The organism is Bacillus inaquosorum KCTC 13429 (assembly GCF_000332645.1).
GTDB classification, from domain to species: Bacteria; Bacillota; Bacilli; order Bacillales; family Bacillaceae; genus Bacillus; species Bacillus inaquosorum.
Window position 1 is genome coordinate 1 of sequence record NZ_AMXN01000014.1, and the last position, 22,995, is coordinate 22,995.

The window sequence follows — 22,995 nt, forward strand, 5'->3', positions numbered from 1 at the left end:
GATTTTTGGGAATTTTCTTTCCAATCTCTTTTAATAAATTCCAGATATTGCGATAATACAAATAAATACAAATTTCGAGGGAGGATGGAAGGGTTTGACTACAATAGCATTTGAAGAAGTCGGACAGGCCATAAACGACTGGTATAAAGTCATCAAACAGCATGACTTTTCCCAAGCTGCCGCCATGAGGGAAGAGATCGAAAACAAGCTGCCGAACATGGCAGAGAATCAAACTGTGTTACTATACTTCAACCTGATTGATTCGCGCTATAAGCTGATGACGGAGAACTACAACGAATCCGGAGAATTGCTGGACGAGGTTAAAGCTAAAGCTTTAGAAGGCAGCACCGATGACATGATTCATTATTACTTTTATTTCTTCTCCGGCATGTATGAATTCCATCAAAAACGCTACAGCAAAGCCATTATGTTTTACAAAATCGCTGAAGAACGCTTGAAAAAGATACCTGATGAGATTGAAAAAGCTGAATTTCATTACTATCTGTGTAAGGCGTACTACAAAATAAGGCAAAATGTTTTCTCGATGACCCACGCTAAAATCGCACACGACACATTTAAAGCGCATGAAACCTATAAAGAAAAAGCGATCAACTGTGAATTAATGTTAGGTAACAATAAGCTCGATCTGCTGCTTTATGAGGAAGCCCAGAAACACTTTGAAAATGTACAACGCCTTGCGAAAGAAAATGGCTTGCCACTCACCGAAAGTTTTGCACTTTTTAACCTTGGTGTTTGTTTTGAACGACAAAAAATGTTCATCGAATCTTCAAATTGCTTCAAACAAGCATTAAGCATTCCTGAACATTTAAAGTCGTTTGTCGCCGTCCGGTCAATGTATATGTTGAGCAAAATTCTGTTTCAATTGGGGGCTTCCGACGTTGCCCGGTCATGGTATGAAAAGGCTCTGAAAAAGGCCGAAGATGAAGGAGAACAGGAGTATCTAGCGAAATTAAAACTCGTATACGCTTTGTATACGGAGCAAAATGACCAAGAGGTGAGGAAAAATATCGACATCCTCGAAGAAATGGAGCTTTGGACGGAAACAGCCGATCTCTTAATGGAAATTGCTGAATACTATGAGAGTAAGGCTGACTTTGAAAAAGCCGCATATTATTTTAAACACGGTCATTTTGCCAAAAACAAAATCATCAAAGTATCGGAGGAGTTACTATGAAAAAAACCATTTTGTTCAGTTTGATAACTGTTTCAGCTTTATTGCTGGTTGCTCCTGCTTCAGGGAAAGATACAACCCTTTCAAGCAAGCCTGGTCACATAGCTGGTGAAGGCGGAGTATCCATCAACGTTGCTGAAGGTGGAGTTTCTGCCTGACATGTAAACTTAAATTTATGGTTGCAAAAAATGCACTCCTATTTGGTGCATTTTTTGTTTTTTCGAAATCATCAGTAGTTGAACTTCTCACATAAAAATTTTTGTCTCTTGACAAGCTCTAGTTTACATAATAACTACTATGAGAAGTTGTTTTTTCAGCCAATCCTCAAAATCGAGCATATTTGGCCGTGAGAAGCGATTTTGCTTTTGGGAAATAATCGAAAAATCGCCCTTTAGAAATAAAAGGGCGATCTCTGTTTTTCTTCATATTCCTCTTGTTTTCGCCTTCATCAGTTTATTGCGCTTTTTTATTGGTTGATTTATCATATATTGTTTTGTGCTCGGCAAAAGCTGCGTGAGCTGCATTCAGGCTGTGGACACATCGGCAACGGGTCGGTAAAAATAGAGTACCGTCTCACACGAGAGACGGTACTCTGGACATGCTGTGATTTTGTTGATACAATCAAGGTGTAAATGAATACAATGTATGTGAATGAGTATAATGTATACAAAAAAGGCTATAATAAAGAAAAAGATCGAAGATGCTGCTAACATCTCCGATCAGCAATAGAATAGCTCCTGTAAGGGAGTCGGCTTTTTCCAAAGTTTAATTTAAAGTAAGAACGTCAAGATTGGTAGTCGGGGCGTTCTTACTTTTTTTTGTTCGAGAAACTATGGGCAAGCGTCAAAATCCCAACAATCAGGATTCCAAATTGAAGCATCAATCCAAGTGCGCTTTCTACAGCCATATTCTCACCTCCCCTCTTTCTGGAGGTGAGCCGAACGCCCCTACAAAGCCGAATCTATCGCTAATTTTTACTTTATAGGAACTTATTGAAAAACACAAGCCCTCCATCAAAGAATGGGGGGCTTCCAATTAAGCTTCTTTTATTATCCACTTTTTAAGATAACGAATTCCTGAGTCGATACATAAATAAATATGGATTGCTACCATGAAAATGAAACTCAATGGAGCAAGTAAATATCCAATTTCAAGCATTAAACTTGATCTGAGGAAAACTCCAATCAACGCGATGAAAAATGAAGCAATAATGCTGTACACCCAATACTTCAGAGTATTATCTCTTATGTTATGCAGTATTTTCCGCACTGTTTTCACTCCTTAAAGAGTTTATTCTTCTTCAGCTAAATATAATTCTGCTAATCCATTTGAAAAACATCTATAACAAATCTTTAATTTAAAGTATTTTGTGTTGGTAAGCGCTAGAAAATCACAATCGCAACTTTTGCATTTAATGCTTTCGGTTCTTACCGTTTCGTTTTTAGTCATGAGCTTCAGATCCTTGCTATATCATAATTTTGTGATTTTCGGATGATTCACAATCGTTGAAATAAACTCTTTTGATTTGGGTAAGTGTCTTTTCATTAATTTCTTATGATCTCGCAGGCAGCTTTCCCTTGATGCAAACAAGTCTATTGAAACAATGATGAACTGATTATCGGGATGATCAACGGAAAAAAACTTATATTTCGACCAATTCATCGAGCATTCTTCATGTTCATCATCATCCCATGAGGCTTTTGTATGAGGCGCATACTTCTTATATTGCTCTGTCACGTTTTCAATATCATAGAACTGCTCAAGAATAGACATTATATGTTCGGGATGCATACAATCTGTTTCGCTGACTAATTCTTCAAATTTCAGTTGAAGGCATCCAAGAAGTTCGATCAAATCCATTAGATGTATGTCGGTTTGAACAAAAAGATCGTGCTCATCAGGATTAATATAGTGTCGATCTGTTATTTTGTAGATCATCAGTTACCCTCCATAATTTTAATTAAATGATTGATAAGAAAATCCGAACAAAGCAGCTCCCCTGGATCCAGGTAAATTCATCAAAACACGAATAAAAAAGATGGCCAACTTTTCGATCGTCATTTATTCACGAACGAAGAGGAAAGAGCGACGGTTAAAATTTCAAAGTCTTAAAAATTGACTATTGAAAAAATCATTAAATCAAAAAGCAAATGAACTAAATAACCCGCAAGCATGTTCTTTGTAATCAAAAAAATCGTTGTTTGAATGACTGTAAATGGAATACCAATGATCAAAAGACATTGAAGAACGTTGTTATCGTAAGCACTAAGATGAGCAAGTCCAAATACAAGAGCAGCAAAAGCCATAGACAGTAACAAATTTAGAGTGCTAATTTTTTGGTTGATTTTATAAAGTGTCGCCAAAGCGAAAAACAAAATCAAAAAAAAGAATAATTGTTCAGCGATAAGCCCTACTACCAACTCAAAATAAGTAGATAATTCCACATTACGTATACCAACATGCGCATTAAATTCTATACCCATTGCTCGGCAAATTAACGCAACTCCAAAAGATAGAACGAACTCAAGATAAACAAAAAAAGCTACAAATCGTATAAGATATCCTTTTTCCATTTTTGAAAATAGAAAACCCGCAGAATTTTTAAAAATCAAGAAAAAGGAAATAACAATGGGGACTGTGAAAAACAAGCATTTTATAAGGTCATAAAGCAGTCGATCCTTAGTTACCTCAAATAAAAATCTATTAATGTGTTCGCTTGGCCAAGGAAAATTTGTATTTAAATAAACCCAAGTTGCCACAAACAAAGACGCAATCAATAGTCGGCTATATTTAATCGGAAAGATATATGAAAAAAACTGTCTCTGAAAGACGGAGATTGCAGCTTTCACTTCATTTTTAAATAAAGCTTCTTTAATTGTCTCCACCATCCTTTACATAGCTAATTAGAGGAATAGGGCCGGATATTTCCGGCTCTATTCTCAATTATAAACTCATTTCCTGCTCACGTTTTTTAGAGACAGCCATTGTTTTTTCTTGTTGGTGTTCTTTTTGATTTTCATTTCTCAAAAAATCATCAAATTGCTTGAAAATTTCTTTGTCAGAAGTCAAAAACTTCTCAACCGTTTTCACTTTCTCTTGTAGTTCTTGATTTCGTGATTCCAACAATTTATTTTGGCTGCTTAAATCATTAACCGCCTTTTTCAGCTCCCCCATTTCCTTTGCCAAGTCATTAGATTGTTGTTGCACAGGTTTTTTTTCAGGGGTGTTGAATTTTTCTTCGATTGAAGATGAAAAGTCTTTTACTCGGTCATTAACAGCTAAAATTGAAGAATTTATCTTATTGATTGCCTTATTTTTCACTTCATTTATGCTATCGTTGACTTTGTCTTTTACATTATCTTTAGCCTGTAAGATGTTTTGTTTATTCTCTAATATCTTGTTTTTGATACTGTCCGCGAAAGCTTGGGCTAATTTTCTCAGCCTTTCCTGAATTTCCTGATATAGATCAGGGAGAGACTTATGAGTGGGCTGATTTCTCTGTGTATCCTGATAGTACTGGATTAAATTTTCAACTCGCTTAAAATGGTTTTCTAACATCAATTCGACTTGCCGTTGGCTTAATAAGGGTTGAGTGTTTTGATTGGGGTTCAATTGCTCTTCAATGATATTCACTAAACTTTCGCCATGCTGCTCAATAGCTTCTCTAAGAACTTTCGGATTAGACAACAAGACCACTCCCTTTGAGATTATTGGATAATGCCTACACCTATATTATACTATTTTATCCCATTTGAGTAAAGGGATAAATGGGATAAAATAAATTATTTGCCCCGATTAATACCAGGGCAAATGAACAGTCTCGAATTATTTAGGAGAAACCTTTTTTCTTGTTTTGAATTTCTTTTTGCTTTTAGGCTTCTTTTTCTCTTTGAATTGATCTTTAACTTCATCAATAAAAGAAAGAAGCTCTCCACCTTGAATCTTTACAGGGGCATCATTAAGTAGTTTGTCTATTAATCTTTGAATATTCCTCAAAAAATTGGACTGTGTACCTTCCCCGCTGCCTAATTTTTTAAGATGCTTTTCCCAGTTTGCAGTCATTGAAGGACTGGCAAGAAGGGTGCTTTCAACAGCTTTGCAAAGAATTTCCCCTTTAGTTGTAACCTCTACAATATTTTTGTTTATAGATATATAATTTTGAGTTTTCAATGTTTCAATTATTGAAGCTCTTGTCGCTTCCGTTCCGATTCCTTCAGTCTCTTTTAAGATTTCTTTATCATCATCATCATCTACGGCCTTTCCTGCTGTGATCATCATGTTTATAAGTTGACCTTCGGTATATGGTTTAGGGGGCTTTGTTTTCCCTTGTTTTACATTCATTTTAGCTTTGTAGGATTCCCCTTTGTTTACTGGGGGCAGCTTGCCTTGTTCCTCTTTATCATCATCTTGAGCGTCACTAGAAAATAGTTCTTTCCATCCTTTTTTTCGTTCAACCTTTCCTGAAGCATGAAATAAAAGGTCGTTTATGCTTGCTGTAATCTGTGTTTCTTCGTATTCGTAATCAGGAGCAAACATCGCAATTGTATTCCGAACGACCTCAAAATATATTGTCTTCTGCATTTCGGAAAGTTCGTTTATTTCAGATTCCGTTGGAATCTTCTGCGTTGGTATGATTGCGTAGTGTTCCTGAACCTTGCTGCCGTCAACATATTTTTTTCTCGGCTCATTATAAGCCACTTCAAAATTACACCCGACAGTTTTTTGGTAATGAGCAAGATTTGCTTTTAGATACTCAAATTCCCCTTCTCCTATATATTGCGTATCCGTTCTTGGATAAGATAATATCTTTTTATCGTAAAGGGACTGAACGGTTTCTAATACTTGCTGTGGACTATACTTCCATTGCTTATTTGCTTTACTCTGCAATTTGGATAAGCTAAAAAGTTTAGGTGCTCCAGTATGCTTCTCCTCTTTTTTCACTTCTGAAATCGTTGCTTGATTTTCCTCTGAAATCCGGTGTTTGGCTAATAACTCTTTAACTTGCTGCGGCGTATCTAAACGGTTTTTGTGTTTTAATGTTAATGTTCCATCCTCTGTTTCTAAATTAGCAAACAGTTCAAAGAAAGGCTTTGAAACAAAGTTCTCAATCTCTTGTTTTCTTTGATATATTAAATATAGGGTCGGTGTTTGGACTCGCCCTACACTAAAGGATTCATGTACACCCTGTCCCTGCAAAAGAAGGGTGTACAACCTTGATAAATTCATTCCCACGAGCCAGTCGGATATTTGCCTTGTTTGCGCTTCAACATACATATTGACATAATCTTTCCCGTCTTTCAGATCAGCAAATGCTTTTCTTAATTGCTCAGGAAGAAGTGAATTTGCCCACAATCTTTTTGTAGGTTTATTGCTTGCTCCTGCTAAATTTATAATACTTCTTGCTATGTTTTCACCTTCACGATCAGGGTCAGTTGCGATTATGATTTCGCTAGATTCTTTGAGAAGTTTTTTTACGATATTGAACTGTTTTTTCTTATCTTCAGCCACCTGAAATTTAAACTTTTCCGGAAAAATCGGAAGGTCTTTCAGATTCCATTTAGCCCATTCTTCTTTATAGGCTTTAGGTTCGGCCAATTCAACCAAATGGCCGATACCCCAAGTTATAAAAGCTTTCCCGGTAAAGAATTGTGAGTCTTCCACCTCAATATATCCGTTCTTTTTGGTGCTTTTTTTGAATGCTGCTGCGTAGTCCCTTGCTTGATCCGGTTTTTCCGCTAAGATTACTGTTGACATTCTATTCACTTCTTTCTTTTGATTTTGTTTAATAGGGTCTTGAAATCTTGCAGAAGTGGATTCCAAGTCTTCACAAGAAATCCACTCCATACATTTTTAAATTGCTTGATTAACTTTTGATGCCTATAACACGAAATCAAAATGCAAATACTTACAAAGATGATGATGAAAAACATCATGCGAAAACCCGTCTTAACATCGCTATCCTTTGTGCCATTTTTCCTGGTTGATTCATCAAGGTGCGTCCTGAACCAGTCGCATACCACATATTGCGTAAAACAGACGGACCACGCACAAGGATTACACACAATCCAATGAGAAGCATGAATTTATACCATGTCATTTCGTTCCCTAAAATTTCGGTCAGTCCAGCCATACAAGCAGTCTGGACAATAATAGTAAGAACCTGTGAAAGTACCTCCCTCCACCAAATTCCGGCGTAATTGTTATCATCAGCAACAATGGATATAGCCGCTAATACTGAGAGCAATTGAAGCAACAACAGGTCAGCGTGATAAATACACATTTTGATGAAGAACGCTACAACAGCGATGCAGACAAAAGCAAAAAGGATGATAAACATAAACTCATTGCCGATTACTTCTCCGAGATTACCACTTTTGAGTACCTTGGCTACTCCATCAGCTGTATAGTTTCCAATACGCGCAAACATGAACTCTCCAAGGGGATAAACCATTTGCCCGACTATGAGCCATAGAATAAATGGCATTATCATGATCATAGCTGACGCTTTAAATGTGTTTACAATGAGGTTCCCAATCAAAGCCTGTGGAGCTTCGCCATTAGCTGCTGCTGCCAATAATCCTTGAATCACCTTAAAAAGCAAGATACATATAAGGAGCATTGCCCCGCAAGCTAGGAAAATATTGTACAAATCTTTGAAAAAACCAGTTAACCCGTCTGCGTTAAAAAGAACATTTGCAATTAATTTGAATGTTCTTTCTAACACATCGTTTATTACATCAATAAAGAAATCCCTGATTTTTTCACCAAAATCAAACACGCTTTCACCTTCCTTCGGGATAAATGGGATAAACACTACACTTCTATTATACATTTTTATCCCATTTGAGTAAAGGGATAAACGGGATAAAAATGTTAAATTTCTTTAAGGTTTGTTGACTTTGTTAATTTTCCATTCCCCGTTCTCTTTTTTCATTTCAATAGCGAGCAAGTGCATTTTATCTTTGCTTTGGCAGGGAAATGTGACCGTTTCTTTTTCTTCGTCTACTTCAGCATTTGACCGATCTTTAATCACGTATTGATTAAAGGTGGCTGAGTATTTGCTTTCTTTTATTGTTCCTGACGTTTTTTGAACTAAGAAGAACAAGTTTTTATCTTTGAACGGATTCCCAAATTCGCTGTTCTTGGCAGCATTTTTGACATCTTGTAAAAATGACTTAGTGAAATATTTGCTTGGCTTCCCGTTTATAAAATCGCTTGTTTTGTCATTCAAATTTTTCTCATTGAATGAAAAGACTTCTTCGTCTTGACCGTAAATTTGGAAAAACTCATTCAACTGTACTTCACTTTCTTTCAACGCTTTTTCTTTATCAAAGTTACCGCTGCATGATGCCATGACAACCAACAAAATTGAAAACAACATGATTTTAAACTTTTTCATTGTCATCATCTTCCTCCTGAAAGAAGAAACCACTTTCATCGTCAATTTCTTCTTTTTGTTCTTTTTCATCTTCCTCTTCAAAAAAGAAGTCGCTATTAGAACCGCTGGCTTCTTCTGATTCTTCAACAAACGCAAATTCCATTTCCTTTTCAACTTCCTGTTTTTCTTCTTGTTTGATTGATTCTGTTTCGGTATTCTCATCATCATCACTGAAGAAAAATGCGGTTGCTGCTGCTGTTAAGTCTTCCTCTTTTTGTTTCTTTTCTTCTTGTCTTTCTTTTTCTAATTTGGCCGCCTTCTCTTTTCGATGAGGGTACTTCTTCTCGATATATTCTTGATACTCTTTTTCTTTGATTTCAAACTGTCGCAAGGCTTCAGCAGAAGTTTTCCTTACATAATCCATCTGGGATTTAGGGAACATCTCAGTTGCTCCTGGAAACAGTTTATATTGGAAAGCTTTCTTCGCGATAATTGGTTGAAGCCCCCCGATTAATATAATGCATTCATCATCCGGCATGGTGAGAAGTTCACCTGCCGTTTTTAAGTTTCTTCCTGTATAATTAAAACTATCTGAAGACGAGCTGCTTTCATTTTTTCCTTTAGATTTTGTTTCCGATCCAGTTTTAACTTTTACTGTCGCTTTATCCATTTCATCACTAAAATATTGTGCTGTTGTTTTGTTGGTCCCCCCTAAGTAAATTCTCACCGCATGATTTCCGATAATACTTTCGGCTCTTTCCCTACCGTAAATGGTTTGTAATTGAGTTAAGTGTTGAAGAATAGTTGCGACTGAAATTCCGTATCCGCGGCAGGTCGCTAGGAATTTTTCATAGAATGTGAATTTCCCGAGGTTAGGGAATTCGTCCAAAACGAAATTTACGGGTTGAGGTAATTTAGCGCCATGTTGTGCGCCAACTCTATATAATTCATCAAACATTTGAACGAAAAAGAGATTTATTAAACCTTCCCAAGTATCATCCATAACAGGAATGATCACATAAAGAGCGATTTTCCGTCTTCCTAGATCCCCTAAATCAAAATCTGAAAAACTCGTAAACTCTGATACTTCTTCGTCAATGTAATCATCAATTGTAGACATGAGAGAGATCAGAATAGATGCTCTGACTCGATCCTCAGACTTCATAAAGCCAAGTTGATATGATCTTCTTGCCGGATGTCGTGGTTCAAGGCTAAGGAATTGCTGATCTAATTCGCTTATATCTTCATCCTCCATAGCGTAGGCTTCGTACTCCTGCAAGAAGTCAAGAATCCCTTCCATATTCCGTTTTTCCGGAGGGAATTCATATTTTGCATAAAGAATGAGTGATTTAAGCAAACTCCTTTGTGCAAGATACCATACGTCTTTTTTGTCCGGGTTATTTTTAGCTGCTACATATGCGTTTGCAACAGTTGAAGCCTGTATGTCTTTTCTTACATAATCAAATGCATTCCAACGATCAGATTTTTCCATGTTCATAAAGTTGATTACATGTACTTCATAGCCTTGTTTTTCTTTGATTCCTGCTGTTTTCTCATATACCTCACCTTTTGGGTCAGTAGCGCAAATTGAGCATTCCCTTTCATTCAGAATACTAGGTATAACGTACGACTGAGTTTTTGCACTTCCGGATCCTCCAATAACAGCATGATTTCTGTTTCGAAGCTTACTGTTTGTACCTTGAACCATGTAGGACCCGTTTTTCACACCAAGCACAATACCATTCGAAGATACCATCTAATCATTTCCTTTCTTTAAGGATTTTTTAAATTGCTTGAGCATCTGTTTTTTTGATACTTTCTCTATTCTTCCGGGAATCAAAATTTCGCTGTCGGTAGCATATCTCGCTGACCCGTGGGTTTGATTTTTGGTTTCTGCTTCCCAATCCTGCTTCTCCTTTGGTGTTTTGAAAAGAACAATAAGTATATAAATGATCACCGCTGCCGAGCCGACATAAAATATAGGGTTATTTTCAGCAATGAGTCGGCTCATTGCTGATATTGGATGCTGAAGGGTATCAATCGCTTTCTCCTTTACCAAGTCAATGCTTAAATCCCCTTTTTTCTTGTGATCAGCTAAGAACATTATTAGACTTGAAATTTCAATGACCAAAAGCTCTAAAAAAGCCCAAAAGATGATGATGAATATATAAAATGGTGTTGATTTTTTCATATTGTTTTATTTTCCTTTCTAACCGTTTTAAGTTTCATTAACAGGAGAAAGTTCACCTAATGATTCGAATTCAGTCATTAAAAGGTTGCCTTCATTCTTCCTGACGACCACTCTATAAAAGTATGTTTTTGGTTCAGTTTCACGCCCATCGACTGTATACTTTGTTTTGATTTGAACTAATGCACCGATGCCCGTTTTCCGGCTAATATCCCGATATACTTTTATGTCCTCAACACTGCTTTCTATTGGGATTTTAGGCGCTTGCGGACTTGAGCTACCGCTTATTTTTGTTAGGATGTCCTCGCTGACTTTCCCTTTCAGTTTCTTGAAACGGTCAACATAGTTGTCGTTGTCGTATTCATAAAGGGTAGTTAATACACCTTCGATAAATGAAAAGGTTTTTGTCTCATCCTGTGTCAGCCCATTTTCTTGTTTTTCTTTGACCAGTCTTTCATATTTGGCTTGCAAAGCTTCTTTCTCTTTTTCCGATTTGTTTGCGACTGATATTTGACCGATATAGAGAAGCAGCAGTATGAGAATGACTACTGCTCCTACGGCTATCATAACGATTCGTTTCAAGCTTTCAGCACCTCCGTAATTACCTTACTCGTCCAAAGCCCGCAAGATGTTGCTTCCAATATCCTTCTGTAATTGACGAATACCCAACACCGCTGCCGTTGGAGTTGTACATTTTTCCGTCACCTGTATAAATCCCCACATGCGTTATCGGAACTCCTGCGTTATATGTGCCTTTGAAAAATACTAAATCACCGGGTTTCACCTTATCAGGAGGGATTTTTTCAGAAAAGTTATATTGCTCATTTGCTGTCCGGGGCAAATTTATGCCAGCTTTTTTGAAAGCCCATTGCATAAGACCTGAACAATCAAAACCCGTGCCTGGATTAGCTCCACCAAAAACATAAGGTGTCCCGTCAAATTTTTTCATTTCACTTAAAACTGTTTTAAAGTAATTTAATGCGCCTTTAGTGTCTCCTGAAAAGTCCCCGCCGTCTTTTGAAAATCCATTTGCTTCACAGTTCATTGTTAACCCACCAAGCTTTTTCACTATGGCTTCTGTTGTTGGAACCCAGTTTGCATTTAGGTTAGTGGGGTCATTAGCAGCACCGACAGGTGCATATACAGCTCCAAGAGCTTTTATTGTTGTCTTGCCATCCTTGATTATCCGGTTGTGAAGGGTTCTTCCCATAGCTTCGATTCCTTCCTCTAATGAGACGAACAACATAAGCCCCCCATTCCCCATAAGCCCGCCGGGATTATTTTTTTCAATAACCGCCCTAGACGTTCCATATCCGGTTTCATGTAGCGCAATTGCAGCAAACAAAACGGGGTCAATCCCTTCTTTTTCAGCGACTTCCACAAAGAAATCTTGGTGGCCGTTAAAAACACCTGCACTTTCGAATGTTTTGTTCCATGCAGCTTCGTTTATTTTTCCTGTTACGGAACATGCCGCCCCGCCACCTTCATCTTGGTTCTTTTGTTCTTCCTGGGCTTTATAAAACAAACCCATGAAAAGGATGAGAAACAGCCCTAAAATCAGATATACTACCATCTTGATACCTTTCATCTTTAGACGTATCATCTCAACACCCTCTATTTCGATTCGCTACTTTTCTTTAAATCATCAATCTCTTTTTCTAGGGAGGCAATTGTATCTTTTACCTTTTTCTCTTGTTTTTCTAAGTCTTTTTTCTTCTTCTTGTCCTTCTCTTTATCTTTGTCTTTTTGTATTTTCTTCAGATTATCTTTCTCTTTTTGCAACTGATCGTTTTTCTTTTTCAGGTCAATTGCTGCTTGCAATTCTTTATTATTGAATTTGTCTTGAACCATTTGAGCGCTGTTTATATCCCCATGATCAAGGAATGCTTTTGCCATTCTGACAGCTTGTTTTTCATCTGCACCATCTTCCAGAAAGGAGATTTCGCCTTTCAGAGCATTTGAGTCATAAGAAACGATGTTTTTTTCTAATTCGAGGTAGTCATTATCTTTCATCTTGAGATCAAGGATTTTTTCTTGCTTCCCATCTTTGTAAAGAGTTTCAATAACTTTTTCTAAATTCCTTGGATACACATCTAGTGCTTTCTGGAACAACCCTGCGCCCAAATACATATCTGAAATGTCTTTTTCGCTTTTTCCTGCTTCCTTCATTGTCTTTGCTGCTTTGTCGTAGTCACCATCTGACAGGTATTGTTGAAGTTTAACTTCCGCGCCTTTTTGCTCGATTTTTTCTTCGTAAGAAGCTACTGCTGAAGCATATTGTTTGTTTGCAGCAGATTTTGTGAGTCCTACAGCTACTAACAGTGCTGCAATCCCCACGGCAGCGAAAATAATGTTTTTTATACGACTTTTCCGTTTGGTTTGTTTAACATTTTCAATAAACGAATACTGCATATAATCAAGATGCTCTTCCAGATCGCTTAATAATTTCTCCTTTGAATGAGTTTCTGCTATTGATAGCAGCAGAGGATTTTTGCTTTTTAATACTCTTTGTTTATCGTTTAGGCAAACCTCATATGAAAATCCGGACACAATAGAAAGCGCAAGGGCTTTATATCGTTCAAAGTTGCTGAAGTTTTTTTCTTGGGGCATCAAATTGTTTGCTTGATATGTGAATTTTACAGTTGTCATTGGTCGATAAAAGACGGTTGCTGGATGAATACTCACCGAAAATTCCGGGTCATCAAGTGGCGCTTTTTCTAAGATCGTTTTTGCAATCGAAAGCCTTACGACCAAACTTTCTTTTCTCACCTTGAGCAGAGATTCAACAGTATTTGGCTTCTCGTATTGTAAAGTTACTCTGTCCGCATCTTCTTTTATGTTTTTCAATGGCAGGAAATCAACTTTTTCATTTTTCACATCTTCTAATTCTTTCAAGTTGTCATATCGAAACTGATTTTTAGGAATTTGAATAGTGATTAAATCTTTTTCGATTTTGACTGAGCCAAATTCAAAAGTGGCGATTTTCATTATGCGCCCCTCCTTTCATATTGAAAGCTTTTCGCTTCTTCTATTTCTGTAGGAGTCATTCTTATGCGCTCTTCATAATCAGGGACAACATCAGCGCTTTGCTCATATTCTTTCTCATATCGCTTTGGATTCCAAAGTCTTAATTCCTCTTGTGTCAACTCGACTTTCATAAAAGCACGGTTTGAACCATAGATGAATAAAGCTTCCCCTTGTTTATCTCCGCCTAACAGCTTTCTTTCCTTGTCTGAGAAATTCATTTTAAGCTTACTGATAAGATCGTCTACCCCCTTATTTCCAAGTCCAAAGAACACCTTAGTATGACTATTTTCGATAATGGCAGCTCCAAGGTTATCTGCGGCATCTAATACGTCAACAATTTGCTGAGTTCCAGCAATAGCCCCCGCATTATACTTGCGGAATCGTTTATAGGCTTGATAGAAAAAGTTCATGCTGTCCGGATTCTTGGCCAAAAAATGAAATTCGTCGATATAGAGATAAATCAGTTCATGTCTGTTTTTTGTGATTTCATCCCAAAGGTAACTAAACGTATTCAAGTATGCCGCCGCTTGAACTTCGACTTCGTTTTGTAAAGGCTTCAGGTTAAAGCTCACTAGCTTTTTGTTTATATCAATGTTTGTATGACCATTGAAGAGACTATTTGAGCCGAAACAATAGCTTTCTAGGATGTAATAAAAGTCTCTTAATATTTCAAATCTTTCAGGGTCATTTTTCTTCAGCTTGGTGATTTCTTCATATACGGTAGTAAGAGTCGGATACTGATCTGGTTTTATTTCTGAAATATCTTCATACTTCAGAATCCCGCAATTGAGGTACACGTTTCGCAAAACGCTATCTAAGAGTGATTTTTCTACTTGGGATATGTCAGGCTTAATGACTTGGAAAAACGCTTTGACACGTTGAATTTTGTCTTTTACGATGATTTCCATATCTTTTTTGAAGATGTCGTCATCATCAATTTGAGAAGAGAATATTTCTAACGGGTTGATTTTGGTACTCGCATTTGAGGATAGATGCATCACTTCCCCGCCAAGTAATGAAACAATTTTGCTATACTCATTTTCAGGGTCAATAATGAACTGTCTGACACCTTTTGCAAAATTCCTTAAAATTTTCTGAACCATAAAAGTTGATTTACCGACACCGGATTTTCCGATGACAACCATGTTTTGATTAAGCGTTCTTTCGGTATCTGTATAATCGACAGCTACTAAGCTATTCGTATCTTTATTGACTCCCTCCACTTGAGACCGAGGGCTTAAATCACAAATTTCTGCATCATCAAAAGGAAAAAAGGATGCTGCTGCTTCTGTGTTGCTCTCTTTATAGGTATAATCCTTCAAAAGATTTTCCCCGATAGGTAGAGCGCTCCAAAATGCTTGATACATCCCTTTGGTCGGTGTTAATGGCTTTAGTTGTAATTTCGTAAGGGTTTTGGTGACGCTGCTTGAAAGGTCTTCTAATTCCTCCAGAGACTGTGCTTGCATGAAAACGTAAGTATACTGGAAGACGAAACTGCTCTCTGAGGATAAATATTTGTCTAACTGCAAGTTGGCAGCTTCTATATCCTTTTGGATTTTCTTTTTCTGTACAGGGTCGAGCGTTTTCAGCATTTCTGCTTCTTTGTTTTTAATAGTATCGTTGTAGTGCTTAACCATACGTTCACTGTCGGCAGACTCCAAAAATTGAGTGATCGTAATATTACCCTTTTTCCTTTTTAATTCACCTAACCAGTTCCCCTTCTTTTTCTTTGGGTAGTCTACTATAGTGAAAACTCTAATGAAATTCGTTCCGCTTTCTATATACGAAGGTTTTTCTTCAAAAGAAAAAGGATAAATATCGTCTAATGAAGAACCATCTAAGAACTGATCTATATTTGTCAGATCCTCTTTTTGGTATAGATCATTCTCTATCTCCGGCTGAGCAGCAGCCGGAGACTTTTTGTTTTTTGGTTTGAACAAGGTTTTCAAACTCATGTATTTTCTCCTTTCTTATGACTGATTAAAATTCATGAAGTAATACAGAACCCTTTTGCATTCGGCAGCATTTAATTTTCTTATCAAAAGATCATAATGCTGAAATTGTGTTTCCAAGGATTTCTTTACATTTTTAGCTTTTTCGTCAAGATTTTTCTCGGCCAACTGAAGAGATTTATAATTTTTATCTTTAATTTTTTCTTTCAAAACAACGAAGTGTCCTTGTGTGGTCATTTCATGCCTGGCATCTTCTTGTTCATAATGATCTATATAGCTGGCAATCAATTGCAGGACTACTTCATTTTCTGGCTCTTGTTCTTTCATTTCGATATACCTTTTCTTCCAAGAAAGAATATACGGCTTGAAATCAACAGGTATTGTCATATCAAGAAACTGAAAGATTTCACCTCTTGCTTCTGCAACATTCGACATTAAAAAGGCATTGTATTCTTCAAAAACATCTGTCTGTTCATATTCATTCAGCAGGTCTAAATTAACCCCTGTGCCAGACAGAATAGTTACTAAGTATCCTGTTTTGGTCACGATGTACTCGTTAAACTGACCTTGAAGCAGAGACATTTCTTGTAAGGATTCTTGCCCTTTCGGAAGTTCTTTTGGTTGGAAATCAAAGTCAGCATAATTCACATCAGCCTTTCTCTTCGAGAAAAACATTTATTACCACCGCCTTTTTCTCTTGGGCTCGATATAGAACAATTTTTGTCTACGGTTGTAAGACTGTACATGTTTCATATATTGCACCACAGTTATGTTTCGTCTTGATTTCACAGGCCTTGCGACCGTTATAGCCAATCCAACAGTTGCGATAATAAACGCTACAAATACCCTTATTAGCACAAAAACCATACTATATGGAGGAATTGAAACGATAATAATCCCGACTAACAGAAAAGGGAGAAACACTGTAAAGAATCCCTTTACTGTTACTCCCTTTATCAGGTTGTATCCTGATTCTACGTTATCGGGAAAAATAAACTCTTTTCCCTTTTTCTCAGACATATGCCAACCTCCGTATTCTTATCTAAAGAGACCGTATACCCAAGGAACAAGCCAGATGACAACGCCCATAAAAGCTACAGCACCCATAATCCACCCTTGAATTTTAAAAAATTGATGTCTCTCGTGTGGATCACCCAAAGAAGGCATTTTTGTAATTCCGAAAAAGAGCGAAACACAAATCGCAACACCTACAACGACAGCAGAAAAAACAATTTGAAGCGTTAGTGTCGCATCATTGATTTTGTTGGTTACTTTATCAGCATTTGCCGCCCCGAGAATAAATCCTTGGGTTAATGTATTAAACAGATTCATCACTTGCTTTCCTCCTCTTTCCTCAATTCAATTTCAATGGCATGCTCTCTCTCTTTTTCTTTGTGCAACTCATTCTGTCTTTCGAACGCTTTTAATTTCTCAATGGCTGCCTCCTTTTCCATAACCGGCGATACCCTCTTTACATCACCAGTTCTGCTAATTTGCGCTATATAAGCATCTTCTTCGCCCTCAATAACATGAAGTCTATTTTCATACTTATCTAGCGCTCTATCCATCTCAATGCCATAGAAGGATAAAAAGCCTTCTAGCAAAGCACCACCAACGAAAGAAATTTCATTTGCTATTTTCTTGTTTTGAATTTTAATGTTTGTAAAGTCAAGCTTCCTCGCTTCTTTACTCTCCTTGAACATCCCTCTGTCATTCAGAAAACGTTGAAACTTGAGGTTGCTCACAGTTACATCTTTCTCTGCTTGAGATTCCAAGATGCTTTTTCTCATTTCCTTTATCGGTATCCCAACTCCAATCGGTTGTCCCGATTCATCTTTCTCTTTAAAGGCCAAATCTTTCTCTTCGTCTTTAAAGAAGGAAACACCAAGGAATTTTTCAAGTTCCAAGAACTCACCTCCTTTATATAAATAATGATAACAATATCCTTATTTATATAATAAGCAATTCCCTGTTAAAAATCAAGAGAAAATAATGTTTTTTCTAACTTTTTTCCCAACAAATTCCCCGGATTGGTGTTTTTTCTTTCACATTCTTCCTCTAGGCGATCTTTTATTTCCGGGGTTGCCAACTGAAACCCTTGAGACTTCTTGTCCACTTCTGAATCAAAAAGACCCATCTGCTCGTCAGTAGTTTGGAGAGCAGCATAGTTCACTAATACAGTAAATGTAAGGCCTGTTTCTCTTTTTAAATTCTTCATTCTTTCCAGCACACTTTGATCAATGGAATACGTCGAAAAAAACATTTCACTTTTCTTTTTTGACCGCCAGTTTTTCCATTCGTTGTTCGTTTTTTTAACAGCTTTTTTCAAATGAATAGACATCAACAAATACAGCGAGTTATTGTATCGTGTCTTTTCATCATACTTTTTAATGACATACTCCTTAATATCCATCTGTATTGATCTCTTCCCTTCAAGAGAAAACGTTGAAAAATCTTCTCTTTTCACATTTGATGATGGATACAAAAGAAAATGAAGGAGTATTGTTGATGACAACGGAACCCCTAAAAAATTCGATCTTTCCGTCAGTTCACTTTCGGTATCTTCATCCATTAATATTTTCATCCTCATTTTTATCTGCCCCCTTCTCAAAATTTTATTTTTATCTTTCCAGACCGGAGTTTCTTCGATTTCTACGCGCAGCTTTCGCCTGTAGACGATTCATTTCATTGATCTTGTCTCTTTCTGCATAATCCAATTCATTTAATGTCTTGTTGATCGTGCTAAATCCACCAGCGAGCAATCCGCCAATGTTTGCAGTTTTTCTGTTATTACTCATCACATAATAATCTTCATTAGTTAAATCATCTTTGATTGTCGATTCAGAATATTCACTTCTTGTTATAGCTAAATACTTATCAACGATCTCTTTGTATTCTTTAGATACTGAAGAGAGTTCACTAAAGAATAATTGTTCCATCCCTGGTTTTGCATACGCTCCAAAAATCTCAGGGAATTTACCTTTCAATTCTTCTATGCATTCTGACTTACCTAATTTATTTTTGTTTTCATGGTTTAATCCATAACCCTTCAATTTTAAAATGGCATAACTTTTGTCTTCGTCCGAATATTTGATTGGTGGATTATCCTTCAATCTCATAAGCTCATCTTTTTGAAGAACCCTTCCGTAATACTCATGACTAGCAATAACAATTTCCTTCTCGTGAATCGGCATTTTTTCATTAAGCTCTTTGGCGTGTTCAGGATAAAGCTCTTCAATTTTGCTTTCGTAATATCCCTCAATGAATTTCAATGCATTCTTTGTATTATTAACCCTTATTGTGGCTGTCTTCAGCTTATTTAAATCTTCAGCATCTAACTTCTCAATCGTTTTTGGATTTTTGAAGTCTACATCATATTCTCTAACCAATTTCTCCAACATTTTTTCATTTCTTTCTAATGTCTTTTTGAAGTTAGAATATGAAGTGAAGGAGTCCCTAGTTATTTTATTTATAGAGGAATAAAATTCTTTATTTTCAGAATCAAAAATAGCTTCTTTCAGTTCATTTTGATCTAATATCTTATTTCTTTTAACGGACAGATCAGTAATGTATTGCTTTTGGTAATCAGACAATTTAACGTCATTAGGAATAGCATCTTTATAATGAGAATTAATGAACCTATCTGCTTCTTTTTTAAGCAGTGATTCAGCTTTTGAAACGAGTTCTTTTTGATTGTTAATCTTCGATAAATTTTCTTTGTTTTCAAGTCCAAATTGACTTTTAAATAGTTCTGATCTTTCCCAATGTGCAAGCTGTTTTTCCTTCTTCTGCACAAAATCAAAATTAACAAAAGTCTTTAATTCTTTAGACAGTATTGCAAGTTGTTTTTTCTCTTTAGGAGAGAAATTTCTTGTTATTTTTTCGATTTCTTTAACTTGCTTTATTTCTTTTTTGTACTCGGAAATTTTGATCAAATTATCATTATATTCTTTCACGTTTTTGTTATATTGAACTCGCTCAGATTTTTCACCCATTTTCCTTGCTTTATATCCCTCATGAATGGTTGGTTTCCTGTCGATACCAAGTTCTTCATTCGACTTTTCACTAATCCTTATCTCATGACCATTTTTAGATAAAAACTCATTTGCTTTATCCGCCCATGATTTCCGCCAACTCATCAAACGTTCTTTGCTATTCCAGTCAACAGGTTCAACTTTTCTACTTCTCTTATGTCCGCTTTTCGTGTATGTGAAATTACCGTCTTTATCTAAGATGTATTCTTTTTTTGACTTGGAAGCCCATGTTCCATCATCATTAAATGGTCGTGTTGTTGTCATAACATGAAAATGCGGATTGTTTTCATCATCCCTATGAATTGCAACATCAGCAACCATTCCTAGATCACAGAAATTCTCTTTACAAAAATCAATAACTAATTCCCGTTGTTGATCGTGAGAAAGTTCTATCGGAAGAGCAATGTCAAAATGTTTCGCTAATCGTGCATTTTTAGCCTTTTCAACCTTTTCAACTTCGTTCCATAATCTCTCCCTATCCAAAACCCAATCAGGCGCATTTTCCGGTTTTAAAATAAAAGCATCAGGTTTCACTTCTCTTTCATAATAATTAGTTTTTCCATACCTCTCACTATATAAAGATTCACCACTTCTATATGCTGCCGCTGCTGTTGCTGATTGTCCTTCACCTCTTGAAATATTCCCACAAGAAAAGTGATATATAGCCATCAAAAAACCTCCTTTCCAAATAAACATGAGCAAAGCAAATTTTAAGACATGCGGTAGCATTTCCAAGGGATTTATCCCTTGTTATTTGCTCGCAAGAGCAAAAGCACGACACCATTAAAATACGAAGTATTTTACATGGTGTGTAAGTGCGCCCTGATCGTTCCTCACAGGGAATATTATAACATAGATTTGTTATCCTTTACAGGTATATAATGGTTGTGCGATAATGAAGACATAACAATATCCTGAAAATCAATTCAGAGGTGATTTTTGTGGCGGCAAATCAGCTTAAAAAGAAATTGGAGAGACTTCAAAAACTTGAACAAGAAATCAAAGAGCAAGAGAAAAAGGTCGAGCAAGATGTTGGCAAAGCATTTCTAAAGGCTTTTGACATTCCACATGAAGAATCAGAAAAAGCTACGGAATTGATCGCAGAACTTGTGTTGCTTTATGAAGAAGAAAACCCGGATAACAATGAAGCAGAAAATGAAGTAGCAAGTGGAAATGAAATTGATGATTTAAACGTTCCTGAAACGATTCGAGGAAGAGCATAAATCCTCCATATACAAGAGGGGAGGATGATTCAAAATGAGTGAGTATCTAAAGAAGTTAGAACAAGAGAAAAATCGTTTAGAATTATCAATAAAACGGTCTCAATTAAGTGATTCAGCTAAAAAAAGAAAAGAAAGAACAAGGCGGCTTATTCAAAAGGGAGCTTTGCTCGAAAAATATTTCGATTGTGAAGACCTTACAGAAGATGAAATAGAAGAGCTTCTTAAAATGTTTTCTCCATACGTGAACGAAAAAAAACCGGATAAATTCAAAAGAAAAAGAACCTGAATAGATCAGGTTCTTTTTTGTTAATCATGAACAATTTTGAAAGCCAATATCTGTGTTATGAATGCTATTTTCGAACAAATCCTTCTACCTTCAATTTCGTTCCATCCGGCAGGGACAGTTTAAAATCTTTCAATGCCTTTTTCGCGTCTTCGACCATTTTAAATGCCGCATCTTTTAGCTCTTGGTCTTGACCACAATCTTCATAATTGATCTTGGTTCCATCTGGCAATTCCCCAACAATACGATACTCCAAATCATTTAATGCTTTCTGTATGCCTTTATAAAGATCGCTTTCTGGAAAAAGGTTTTTATGCTTTTCATCCGGATTCTCTTCTTTATCCGCAAAGAAACTTGTATCTAATTCTGGCTTGCCGTCAACAAAATGAAATCGAAAATAAGTGTCTGACAGATTATTAATTTGCACAATTCCCCAATCATAAATGTTCTCTGGAATCTCAATTTTAGTTATCCTGCAACTCATTAAAAAACCTCCTTTAATTATAGTTCCAAATCACTTTTTCTTTGTGTTGGTTTTAGATTTTTTTCAACGGTCTGAGAAAATTCTTTGAAGCTGACAAATTTATCTGATTCAATGAGTGGGTTTGGTCGTAGCTGCTTATCAATATCTTTCTTCAAAATATGAAATTTTATATCTTCAGAAATCCATTGTTTTGCCTTCATAGGCTTTGACCAGTCTTTAATGATCTGCTTTTCATTTTTAAACGTACCTATAGTGTAACTGAATTCATCTTCTCTACCTTTTAATTTCAAAGCATAAACGCTAATCCCGTTGTTTTTCCCGATTCTTCCTAAGGGCTGAATATCTTTCAAAATTAATGTGCTATTCTGCATTTTATCGAATTTTCTTTCGCCTTTTTTAGTAACAAGAAATTCAAGTTTTTCAGCTAATACAGATGTTTTAAAGTCGCTCATTACTTGCGAATGATTAGGGGATTCAATATCTAATTTCCTCTTGAAATAATCAATTTTAATAATGGACTCATAACGTGTAATTAAATCAATTTTTGTCCGTAATGGTATCGTGGTTAATGGGGGAGTTATCTCGTCGGATTCAAAGGATTCAATCCTTTCTGCTTTAATCACCCCATACAATTGAACTTTACCACTTCTTTTTTGATATGAGGTGCTTTCTGGAAGCCGAACTTCATCATCCCTTAAAGGATAATCACTCCGTTGTGTTTGCCCGCCATGAGACATAATTTGCATTATAGGAATGGTATCTACATGACGACCTCCTGAATTAATAACAACCCCATATCTCGGCTTACCTTCGGTAAGATTTTGCACAGTTTTTTCTTCGTTTTTCATTCGCTCTTGTTCAGCTTTTGATATGAAGGGGTAATTGTGAACCCTTACCACGTCACCCGGTCTATATGGGAACAAAAATTATTCATCCCTTTCAACAAAGATGACTTCATTTGGGTTGAAGTCATCTTGATCATTTCTGTCTATCTTCTCCATGATGTATCTATCCAACGCCATTCCAGAAAAATCATTTTTCTTTGAAAGATAATTCATGGCTTCTTGCAAAAATTCTTGTTCATATGGCTGCAAAGCCATTTCATGAATGATGGTTTGTTCACTTTTATTTTTCCAGTTGTAATTCAACAGAAAATCGCTAGTTTTTGTATAACTTCGGTATTCATTTTCAGTTTCAAAATCTTTTCTATTCAGCATGATTTATCACATCCTAA

The 22,995-nt window shown here is 36.4% G+C and carries 26 protein-coding genes; 4 read left to right on the forward strand and 22 right to left on the reverse strand.

Annotated elements, in window-relative coordinates:
* The first annotated feature begins 94 nt into the window (after positions 1-94).
* Positions 95-1,195, forward strand: a complete 1,101-nt coding sequence (locus BSI_RS00320; RefSeq protein ID WP_003242283.1) for a Rap family tetratricopeptide repeat protein — start codon at positions 95-97, stop codon at positions 1,193-1,195.
* On the forward strand, positions 1,192-1,350 hold the full coding sequence (locus BSI_RS22865) for a hypothetical protein (RefSeq protein WP_003242286.1): 159 nt from the start codon (positions 1,192-1,194) through the stop codon (positions 1,348-1,350). Before BSI_RS00320 ends, BSI_RS22865 begins: the two co-directional genes overlap by 4 nt.
* 650 nt (positions 1,351-2,000) lie before the next feature.
* Here BSI_RS22865 and comI read toward each other — a convergent pair.
* The 19 genes from comI to mobQ form a co-directional block, all read right to left on the reverse strand.
* Positions 2,001-2,099: a competence inhibitor ComI gene (gene comI / locus BSI_RS22870; protein ID WP_219858583.1), complete on the reverse strand. Its 99-nt coding sequence runs from the start codon at positions 2,097-2,099 to the stop codon at positions 2,001-2,003.
* A gap of 563 nt (positions 2,100-2,662) precedes the next feature.
* Entirely contained in the window at positions 2,663-3,130 is a 468-nt protein-coding gene (locus tag BSI_RS00315) for a hypothetical protein (RefSeq protein WP_003242288.1), read from the reverse strand.
* 170 nt (positions 3,131-3,300) lie between these two features.
* Entirely contained in the window at positions 3,301-4,077 is a 777-nt protein-coding gene (locus BSI_RS00310; RefSeq protein WP_032732393.1) for a CPBP family glutamic-type intramembrane protease, read from the reverse strand.
* Between the two features lie 58 nt (positions 4,078-4,135).
* A complete protein-coding gene (locus BSI_RS00305) occupies positions 4,136-4,879 on the reverse strand; it encodes a V-type ATP synthase subunit I domain-containing protein (RefSeq protein WP_032732395.1) in 744 nt (247 codons plus the stop codon).
* Between the two features lie 138 nt (positions 4,880-5,017).
* Complete coding sequence (locus tag BSI_RS00300; protein WP_219858584.1) at positions 5,018-6,946, reverse strand: DNA topoisomerase 3; 1,929 nt, start codon at positions 6,944-6,946, stop codon at positions 5,018-5,020.
* 175 nt (positions 6,947-7,121) lie between these two features.
* Complete coding sequence (locus BSI_RS00295) at positions 7,122-7,970, reverse strand: conjugal transfer protein TrbL family protein (protein ID WP_032732397.1); 849 nt, start codon at positions 7,968-7,970, stop codon at positions 7,122-7,124.
* Between the two features lie 105 nt (positions 7,971-8,075).
* Positions 8,076-8,591 (reverse strand): DUF3828 domain-containing protein, encoded by a 516-nt coding sequence (locus BSI_RS00290; protein ID WP_219858585.1) that lies wholly within the window; start codon positions 8,589-8,591, stop codon positions 8,076-8,078.
* The gene (locus BSI_RS00285) at positions 8,578-10,326 is read right to left on the reverse strand and encodes a VirD4-like conjugal transfer protein, CD1115 family (protein ID WP_003242300.1); all 1,749 of its coding nucleotides are present in this window, start codon (positions 10,324-10,326) and stop codon (positions 8,578-8,580) included. Before BSI_RS00285 ends, BSI_RS00290 begins: the two co-directional genes overlap by 14 nt.
* Positions 10,327-10,761 (reverse strand): hypothetical protein, encoded by a 435-nt coding sequence (locus BSI_RS00280; protein ID WP_003242303.1) that lies wholly within the window; start codon positions 10,759-10,761, stop codon positions 10,327-10,329.
* Positions 10,762-10,788: 27 nt separating this feature from the next.
* Entirely contained in the window at positions 10,789-11,340 is a 552-nt protein-coding gene (locus tag BSI_RS00275; protein ID WP_003242305.1) for a hypothetical protein, read from the reverse strand.
* Positions 11,341-11,359: 19 nt separating this feature from the next.
* Entirely contained in the window at positions 11,360-12,361 is a 1,002-nt protein-coding gene (locus BSI_RS23185) for a C40 family peptidase (protein WP_050556909.1), read from the reverse strand.
* Between the two features lie 11 nt (positions 12,362-12,372).
* Positions 12,373-13,746, reverse strand: coding sequence for a hypothetical protein (locus BSI_RS00265; RefSeq protein WP_003242310.1), 1,374 nt, complete (start codon positions 13,744-13,746; stop codon positions 12,373-12,375).
* Positions 13,746-15,740: a VirB4 family type IV secretion system protein gene (locus BSI_RS00260; RefSeq protein ID WP_003242312.1), complete on the reverse strand. Its 1,995-nt coding sequence runs from the start codon at positions 15,738-15,740 to the stop codon at positions 13,746-13,748. Before BSI_RS00260 ends, BSI_RS00265 begins: the two co-directional genes overlap by 1 nt.
* A 15-nt stretch (positions 15,741-15,755) precedes the next feature.
* Complete coding sequence (gene trsD, locus BSI_RS00255) at positions 15,756-16,385, reverse strand: TrsD/TraD family conjugative transfer protein (protein ID WP_032732408.1); 630 nt, start codon at positions 16,383-16,385, stop codon at positions 15,756-15,758.
* A gap of 30 nt (positions 16,386-16,415) precedes the next feature.
* Positions 16,416-16,757: a hypothetical protein gene (locus tag BSI_RS0121795; RefSeq protein WP_032732398.1), complete on the reverse strand. Its 342-nt coding sequence runs from the start codon at positions 16,755-16,757 to the stop codon at positions 16,416-16,418.
* An 18-nt stretch (positions 16,758-16,775) separates the two neighbouring features.
* Positions 16,776-17,069, reverse strand: a complete 294-nt coding sequence (locus BSI_RS00250; RefSeq protein ID WP_003242316.1) for a CagC family type IV secretion system protein — start codon at positions 17,067-17,069, stop codon at positions 16,776-16,778.
* On the reverse strand, positions 17,069-17,644 hold the full coding sequence (locus BSI_RS00245; protein ID WP_003242317.1) for a hypothetical protein: 576 nt from the start codon (positions 17,642-17,644) through the stop codon (positions 17,069-17,071). Before BSI_RS00245 ends, BSI_RS00250 begins: the two co-directional genes overlap by 1 nt.
* Before the next feature lie 65 nt (positions 17,645-17,709).
* The gene (locus BSI_RS00240) at positions 17,710-18,309 is read right to left on the reverse strand and encodes a hypothetical protein (protein WP_175077428.1); all 600 of its coding nucleotides are present in this window, start codon (positions 18,307-18,309) and stop codon (positions 17,710-17,712) included.
* A 49-nt stretch (positions 18,310-18,358) separates the two neighbouring features.
* Positions 18,359-20,440 (reverse strand): MobQ family relaxase, encoded by a 2,082-nt coding sequence (mobQ, locus tag BSI_RS21890; protein WP_003242321.1) that lies wholly within the window; start codon positions 20,438-20,440, stop codon positions 18,359-18,361.
* 272 nt (positions 20,441-20,712) lie between these two features.
* On the opposite strand from mobQ, the gene BSI_RS00235 reads away from it, so the two are divergent.
* Complete coding sequence (locus tag BSI_RS00235) at positions 20,713-20,994, forward strand: hypothetical protein (RefSeq protein ID WP_003242323.1); 282 nt, start codon at positions 20,713-20,715, stop codon at positions 20,992-20,994.
* A 34-nt stretch (positions 20,995-21,028) separates the two neighbouring features.
* Positions 21,029-21,280, forward strand: coding sequence for a hypothetical protein (locus tag BSI_RS00230; protein ID WP_003242325.1), 252 nt, complete (start codon positions 21,029-21,031; stop codon positions 21,278-21,280).
* A gap of 64 nt (positions 21,281-21,344) precedes the next feature.
* On the opposite strand, the gene BSI_RS00225 is transcribed toward BSI_RS00230, so the two are convergent.
* From BSI_RS00225 to BSI_RS0121805, 3 genes are all read right to left on the reverse strand, one after another.
* Positions 21,345-21,761 carry a hypothetical protein gene (locus BSI_RS00225; RefSeq protein WP_003242327.1) on the reverse strand — a complete coding sequence of 139 codons (417 nt, stop codon included), beginning with the start codon at positions 21,759-21,761 and terminating at the stop codon, positions 21,345-21,347.
* A 17-nt stretch (positions 21,762-21,778) separates the two neighbouring features.
* A complete protein-coding gene (locus BSI_RS00220; protein WP_219858587.1) occupies positions 21,779-22,609 on the reverse strand; it encodes a hypothetical protein in 831 nt (276 codons plus the stop codon).
* Between the two features lie 78 nt (positions 22,610-22,687).
* Positions 22,688-22,978: a hypothetical protein gene (locus tag BSI_RS0121805; protein ID WP_003242332.1), complete on the reverse strand. Its 291-nt coding sequence runs from the start codon at positions 22,976-22,978 to the stop codon at positions 22,688-22,690.
* Positions 22,979-22,995: the final 17 nt, after the last annotated feature.

Coding starts and splice junctions, on each gene's coding strand:
- BSI_RS22865 (WP_003242286.1), top strand. CDS start 1,192: ATGAAAAAAACCATTTTGTTCAGTTTGATAACTGTTTCAGCTTTATTG.
- comI (WP_219858583.1), bottom strand. CDS start 2,099: ATGGCTGTAGAAAGCGCACTTGGATTGATGCTTCAATTTGGAATCCTG.
- BSI_RS00315 (WP_003242288.1), bottom strand. CDS start 3,130: ATGATCTACAAAATAACAGATCGACACTATATTAATCCTGATGAGCAC.
- BSI_RS00300 (WP_219858584.1), bottom strand. CDS start 6,946: ATGTCAACAGTAATCTTAGCGGAAAAACCGGATCAAGCAAGGGACTAC.
- BSI_RS00290 (WP_219858585.1), bottom strand. CDS start 8,591: ATGAAAAAGTTTAAAATCATGTTGTTTTCAATTTTGTTGGTTGTCATG.
- BSI_RS00285 (WP_003242300.1), bottom strand. CDS start 10,326: ATGGTATCTTCGAATGGTATTGTGCTTGGTGTGAAAAACGGGTCCTAC.
- BSI_RS00280 (WP_003242303.1), bottom strand. CDS start 10,761: ATGAAAAAATCAACACCATTTTATATATTCATCATCATCTTTTGGGCT.
- BSI_RS23185 (WP_050556909.1), bottom strand. CDS start 12,361: ATGATACGTCTAAAGATGAAAGGTATCAAGATGGTAGTATATCTGATT.
- BSI_RS00265 (WP_003242310.1), bottom strand. CDS start 13,746: ATGAAAATCGCCACTTTTGAATTTGGCTCAGTCAAAATCGAAAAAGAT.
- BSI_RS00260 (WP_003242312.1), bottom strand. CDS start 15,740: ATGAGTTTGAAAACCTTGTTCAAACCAAAAAACAAAAAGTCTCCGGCT.
- BSI_RS0121795 (WP_032732398.1), bottom strand. CDS start 16,757: ATGTCTGAGAAAAAGGGAAAAGAGTTTATTTTTCCCGATAACGTAGAA.
- BSI_RS00250 (WP_003242316.1), bottom strand. CDS start 17,069: ATGAATCTGTTTAATACATTAACCCAAGGATTTATTCTCGGGGCGGCA.
- BSI_RS00240 (WP_175077428.1), bottom strand. CDS start 18,309: ATGGATGAAGATACCGAAAGTGAACTGACGGAAAGATCGAATTTTTTA.
- mobQ (WP_003242321.1), bottom strand. CDS start 20,440: ATGGCTATATATCACTTTTCTTGTGGGAATATTTCAAGAGGTGAAGGA.
- BSI_RS00230 (WP_003242325.1), top strand. CDS start 21,029: ATGAGTGAGTATCTAAAGAAGTTAGAACAAGAGAAAAATCGTTTAGAA.
- BSI_RS00225 (WP_003242327.1), bottom strand. CDS start 21,761: ATGAGTTGCAGGATAACTAAAATTGAGATTCCAGAGAACATTTATGAT.
- BSI_RS00220 (WP_219858587.1), bottom strand. CDS start 22,609: ATGAAAAACGAAGAAAAAACTGTGCAAAATCTTACCGAAGGTAAGCCG.
- BSI_RS0121805 (WP_003242332.1), bottom strand. CDS start 22,978: ATGCTGAATAGAAAAGATTTTGAAACTGAAAATGAATACCGAAGTTAT.